Raw genomic sequence first — 5,285 nt, forward strand, 5'->3', positions numbered from 1 at the left:
ATGTAAAATATGCCGATGAGCCGGAAAAGTTAAGTATCGAGATGAAAGACTTTCTCTCTACAACAGAAGGCAGGCTGCCAAGCAACCGCTCTGATATTTACTTTAAGGAACTCGGTAACGAGTCGCCCGTATTAGTAAAGCTGATGATGCAGACCATCTATCAGAATGACAGACGCTGCATTAAGCATATCGCTGCACAGCAGTTCGGTATGAAGTTCCTGCTTCGTGGCTTGTACGCCCATAACGGCTTACTGTATTTCCACACTCGTATGGAAAACGGCACGAATATGCCATACTCGGTGGACTTCATCACGTTCAAGGTGGTGGATAAGAAGGTTGCAAAGCGTACCGCCATTCAGGAGCAGGTACTTCAGCCCTTGCGTGCCTATCATCAGGTGATGCAGGTGCGTGGCATGGGCAGTGAACACACTGTGTTTGCGCTCGAACAGTTTTATCTTGCAGAAGACAAGCAGCTTGAAGTGACGCTCTATGAGAGAAATGGCGGTCGTACGCTGACCTTTTATGTAACGGCAGAGGACCTGCAACTGGCAAAGAAGATTGATAACCTCAAACTGAAATGGTAGACATTATGAAGAAAAGCAATATCATTCTGACAGTATGCGTTGCGGTGGCCATGACTTTCAGTCTGCCATCGCAGGCACAGCGACTGATACCCAAGCAAAGGGGAGTAGAGGTCGTAGGGAGTGTTCCGCTTATTAAGGGTGAAAAGTTCCTTGCAGCTGACAATTTCGGCATGGGAGCATCACTCACCCGATATCTGGGCCATGAGAATTATACCTTTGTTATGGCAGAGTATGAACAGCAGAATATGCCGTACAGAAGTTATAACATAAAACTCAAGGATGCACTCTTACAAGTGGGCTATATGCACCTTGTTCTCTCCGACAGGGGTAAGAACGTGTTTCTTTATGGTGGCATATCCGCCTTGGGTGGCTATGAGCAACTGAATGAGGACAAAAGGCTACTGCCCGATGGGGCTACGCTGCTCGACCGCTCACACTTCGTCTATGGAGGTGCCGTGCATGGCTCGTTGGAAGTATTCCTTACGGACAGGGTTCTCTTTCTTGTCAAGGCACACAGGGCGGTTGCTCTTCGGCTCTGACGTGCATCGTTTCCGTCCTGCGCTATCAGCAGGACTTAGGTTTAATATTTAATAGAAAAGAAACATGAAAAAGAAGATATTAAGTTCGATATGGGTAATGGGCGTACTTGCCCTTGCCGTGTTTTGTCTATCTGCTTGTGATAGGGAATTGGATGTTCAGCAGTCTTATCCGTTTACGGTGGAGACAATGCCAGTTCAGAAGGACATCATAAGAGGACAGACGGCTGAGATACGCTGCACACTGAAGCGAGGCGGTGAGTTTGCCGACACTCGCTATACTATCCGCTATTTCCAGCCTGACGGCAAGGGAACGGTGAAGATGGACGACGGTACGGTATTTAAGCCCAACGACCGCTATCCACTTTCCAAGCAGGAATTTAGATTGTATTATACTTCGCTATCCACCGACCGTCAGACGATTGATGTGTTTGTGGAGGATAGTTTCGGGAAGGTGCAGCAGCTGACTTTCAGTTTCAACAACGAAAAGGCGGAGGAAAAGGGAAAGACCACCGCAGTAGTAACCAGAGCCTTGAACGATGCGAACAGCTAAACGCTTTGCTTTATTCTGTATAATGTGCTTGCTCTGCCAGCCGATCCTTGCTCAGCGCAGGGTACGGTTGGCAGACTTGCCTCCTTTTGAGCGCGCCGTGGTGGTCGTGAAATACTTCGAGGGACTGCACAAAGAGAGTTGTTATCCATACGTCGGCTATGGTCATCAACTGCAACCGGGCGAACGTTTCTCTTCCAATATGACGGAATGGCAGGCGGACTCGCTGCTCCGTGCAGACCTTTGGAAATGCTTTGAACACTTCAAAGGCTATGGCAAGGATGCGCTACTATTGACCTTGCTTGCCTATAATGTTGGTGTGGGGAGGTTGCTCGGCTACGGCAAGCATCCTAAGAGCCGACTGCTACGAAAAATAGAAGCTGGAGATAGAAACTTCTATCGGGAGTATGTTTCGTTCTGCCGATACAAGGGTAAAGTTTTGGGTGGGTTAGTCAAACGGAGGCAAGTGGAATTTGCCCTGTTCTACATATTGTAATTATTGAGCGTATTGATATTTTACATAAGTATAATCATAGTTAAAACTATATTGGCAGTAATAAAAATAAAAGCCATTCTTAAACCTATGACGGAAGAATGGCGCTATTATAATATCTGTTGGAAGTATTCTAATAGATACTCTCATATCCTTTTTGAGTGAGTCTCAAGCATTCAAATTCATCTGCTTCATAAGTGAAATACTCTTGTGACTCGAGACGTTGTAACACGTTCACTAGTTGTTGCTGCTCCACCGGGTTAAGGGTTTGCATAAGCCCCAATCTGATATTTCGCATTGGAACGATATGACCAACTTTGCACTTGGCTTGTCTAAATAAATCGAAAATCTTTTCTTCCAATTCTGAATCTGTCATAGAGCAGGGTTTATAAATATGGTCATATCCCTTTTGAGTGAGTCTCAAGCACTCAACACCATCTGTTTCATAAGTGAAATACCCTTGTGATTCTAGACGTTGTAACACGTTCACTAGTTGTTGCTGCTCCACCGGGTTAAGGGTTTGCATAAGCCCCAATCTGATATTTCGCATTGGAACGATATGACCAACTTTGCACTTGGCTTGTCTAAATAAATCGAAAATCTTTTCTTCCATCATAATACTATTATTTTAAATTACACTACATTTACGTCATGCAAAAACTGTACCAATTTATAATCTATAAATGCAATTTTGCGACTTTCTTTTGCTTCTTTTCTTTGGTCGCCTACTCGTTCAAAGAGAAAGAAAAGAAGCCACGCAAATCAAACTTGCGTGGCTCTTATTTTTTTATAGTTCCACCTTTAATAGTCTATATTCCTTTGGCTCTCCATTGGATAATCTGCGGTGTTTAAGCCAAAAATGATGCGCGCCATATCCGTATGCAAAGAATTTGTCAAGTTCCGTTTCTTCGGCTATTTTATTGATTGCCGACCTTAACTCGTCCTTGTTTTCGGACAGGGTTATCGCATTGATAACCCTGATGAGTATGTGCGGTATCTCGTCCGCACTGTTATAGATAATGTTTTCAATCTCTGTTTTCATATCTGTGTCTATTTAATTGTTTGTTTTATGCAGTAGCTTTCATCCGCTGGCTGATTAGCCTACGATTGGCATTGACAAGGTTTACTATCTGTTCGTGGTACTCGGTATTCTTGTTGCACACTCCACGACTTTGCACCACCTCAAATGATTTCAGTGATACCTCTATTGTTTCTATCCGCTTGCCCTCAATGGTTGCCGACAGGATTAGTGAGTCCTCTTTAAGATAATATTCGTTGGAGAATACGCAATGGTGCATGGTCGCTCCCTCCTCCAAATGTTCACGCACGCTCTCCAATACGTGGACTTGGATTGTGCCGTCCGTGAAATGGATACCGAAGAATTTGGATTTGAGTTCCTTGAAACGTTTTTCGTCTTCCATTGCCTTCTGCTGTTTTTTGGTTATCTCCTCCCTTTCCCTTTGTCTATTGAGTTCCTCCTGTCTGCGGTCGTGTTCGGCTTTGAGGTTGGTGGGGCAAAGAAACTTCGGGCTGTGTATGTCCTTGCCCAAGCTGCTGAGCATATCCACATAATCGCACCAAAGGGAAATATCCGTTATATCGTAGCCGTTACGGACTGCAATCTTATAGGACTGCCAATACTCGTCAAACGCTCTTCTTTTGCCAAGAAAATAGCGTAGGTGGTCTGTACGTCCCGACTTTATCAATGTTTCGGCACGGCTGTCAGAAAGCAAGGCAGGAATGAGTGTTGTCGGGGGTATATTGTGAAAGTCATCCTTGAAACCATTTCTGCGAAGTGTGTCTGATACCTTGAACTTCGGATATATCTGCGAATAGGCTGCGTATCGGTAGGCTTCGTTGTCGTTGCGGATTGCCATAGGTGCACAATAGGAGAATGTATCAACGTATCTTCCCAATACTCTCTGAACGGCAACTATCGTCTTTCGTCCTTGTGCGTTCCACCAATACTGACCGATTTCAAGCACATAGTGTCCAGCCTTGCAGCCTTTCTCCATTTCAGCCACGAGGAGGAACATCCGCAACACTTGGTATTCTCCGCAAGCGGTAAGTGTCGTGAAATAGTGCTTCTGCTGCAATTTCCTTTGGAATGTTTCCTTGACCTGCAACTTTGCCCTGCAATGAGGGCAAGTGCAAGTTTCTCTATGTTTGTTCATTACCCAACTATGCCCACAATCCATACAAGTGGTGCGACCTTTTGGCAAGCGGTAGGCGAAGTGGTCAATGCACTCACGGAATGCCCACTTACTTTGTGTCTTGGTTATCGGGCAAAGATACTTGCTTTGTTCCAAAACTGCCTTTTCAAATTTGTTTCTCGGTTTCATAGGCTTAAATATCAAATAGTGATGGTTGTACATGGGTTGCTACATTCTCGGTCTTTTTCACTCGTGCGTTACGGCTCTGTAACTTGGCAAGTTCCTCACGCTGATATTGCTTAATGGCTTCCTGCCTTGCTTCGGCTTTTTCTTCCTCTGTGAGTTCTACAATGTGATTGACCATTACTTGGCAATTGGTAGCCTTGCCAATCTCTATATTGTCCTCATCGTAGTAGTGAACTGCCATTGAGTAGATTTCATCATCATCAAATCCGTTGCAACCGCTTTTCTGCACTTCATTAAGAATGTAGGTGATACACTCCTCGATATTCTTGTTCGGTTTCATCAAGTTAGGGGCAAACAAAGGGTCTGTCATAGCACGCTGATTGAGATACTCGGCTATTGTCCGTGTGAAATGTTCTGTTCCTTTCATATTGCTTAGTATTTTGGGATTTCTACTATTTGATTGATGCGTCCATATAGGTAGGCTCTTAGGCTGGTGCGGTCGGGTGCGTAATACTCTGTCCATTGTCCGTACTGATTGACAAGGTATTTCTTCAGTACATCAAAGAAGTCAAAGCGATAGCCTTGCAGGGGAACGGCTGTGTGGAAATAGGTATTAGAGTTCACCGCTTCACATAGCCAATTCTTTTCTTCACGGCTCATACACTCACCACTATTGAGTTTCACACGCAGGAGATATACTTTGCTGTTACAAAGGCTCTCCAAAGGGGGAACGTCCCATTGTACAAACTTAATTGCCAACACTTGCTCACTTTTTTCAGCCAC

General features: G+C 44.6%; 8 protein-coding genes and 1 pseudogene. 4 read left to right on the top strand and 5 right to left on the bottom strand.

Annotation, left to right across the window (positions count from 1 at the left end; genetic code table 11):
* From traN to BN35_RS12630, 4 genes and pseudogenes are all read left to right on the top strand, one after another.
* Window positions 1-584 (top strand): conjugative transposon protein TraN (traN, locus tag BN35_RS12615; protein ID WP_025073239.1); only part of this gene is annotated, 584 nt, incomplete at its 5' end.
* Window positions 578-1,175, top strand: a pseudogene (locus BN35_RS12620) (conjugal transfer protein TraO). The gene traN and the pseudogene BN35_RS12620, both read left to right, overlap by 7 nt.
* 12 nt (window positions 1,176-1,187) lie before the next feature.
* Window positions 1,188-1,673 carry a DUF3872 domain-containing protein gene (locus tag BN35_RS12625; protein ID WP_025073237.1) on the top strand — a complete coding sequence of 162 codons (486 nt, stop codon included), beginning with the start codon at window positions 1,188-1,190 and terminating at the stop codon, window positions 1,671-1,673.
* Window positions 1,660-2,166, top strand: a complete 507-nt coding sequence (locus BN35_RS12630) for a glycoside hydrolase family protein (protein ID WP_025073236.1) — start codon at window positions 1,660-1,662, stop codon at window positions 2,164-2,166. Before BN35_RS12625 ends, BN35_RS12630 begins: the two co-directional genes overlap by 14 nt.
* A 130-nt stretch (window positions 2,167-2,296) precedes the next feature.
* Here the strand turns inward: BN35_RS12630 and BN35_RS12635 are convergent, their stop codons facing one another.
* From BN35_RS12635 to BN35_RS12655, 5 genes are all read right to left on the bottom strand, one after another.
* On the bottom strand, window positions 2,297-2,779 hold the full coding sequence (locus BN35_RS12635; protein WP_025073235.1) for a hypothetical protein: 483 nt from the start codon (window positions 2,777-2,779) through the stop codon (window positions 2,297-2,299).
* 171 nt (window positions 2,780-2,950) lie between these two features.
* Window positions 2,951-3,205 (bottom strand): hypothetical protein, encoded by a 255-nt coding sequence (locus BN35_RS12640; RefSeq protein ID WP_025073234.1) that lies wholly within the window; start codon window positions 3,203-3,205, stop codon window positions 2,951-2,953.
* Window positions 3,206-3,230: 25 nt separating this feature from the next.
* Window positions 3,231-4,505, bottom strand: coding sequence for a PcfJ domain-containing protein (locus tag BN35_RS12645; protein ID WP_044071621.1), 1,275 nt, complete (start codon window positions 4,503-4,505; stop codon window positions 3,231-3,233).
* A gap of 4 nt (window positions 4,506-4,509) precedes the next feature.
* Complete coding sequence (locus BN35_RS12650) at window positions 4,510-4,929, bottom strand: PcfK-like family protein (RefSeq protein ID WP_025073304.1); 420 nt, start codon at window positions 4,927-4,929, stop codon at window positions 4,510-4,512.
* 5 nt (window positions 4,930-4,934) lie between these two features.
* Window positions 4,935-5,285 (bottom strand): hypothetical protein (locus tag BN35_RS12655; RefSeq protein ID WP_036909389.1); only part of this gene is annotated, 351 nt, incomplete at its 5' end.

Source organism: Hoylesella timonensis 4401737 = DSM 22865 = JCM 15640, from assembly GCF_000455445.1.
GTDB lineage: Bacteria > Bacteroidota > Bacteroidia > Bacteroidales > Bacteroidaceae > Prevotella > Prevotella timonensis.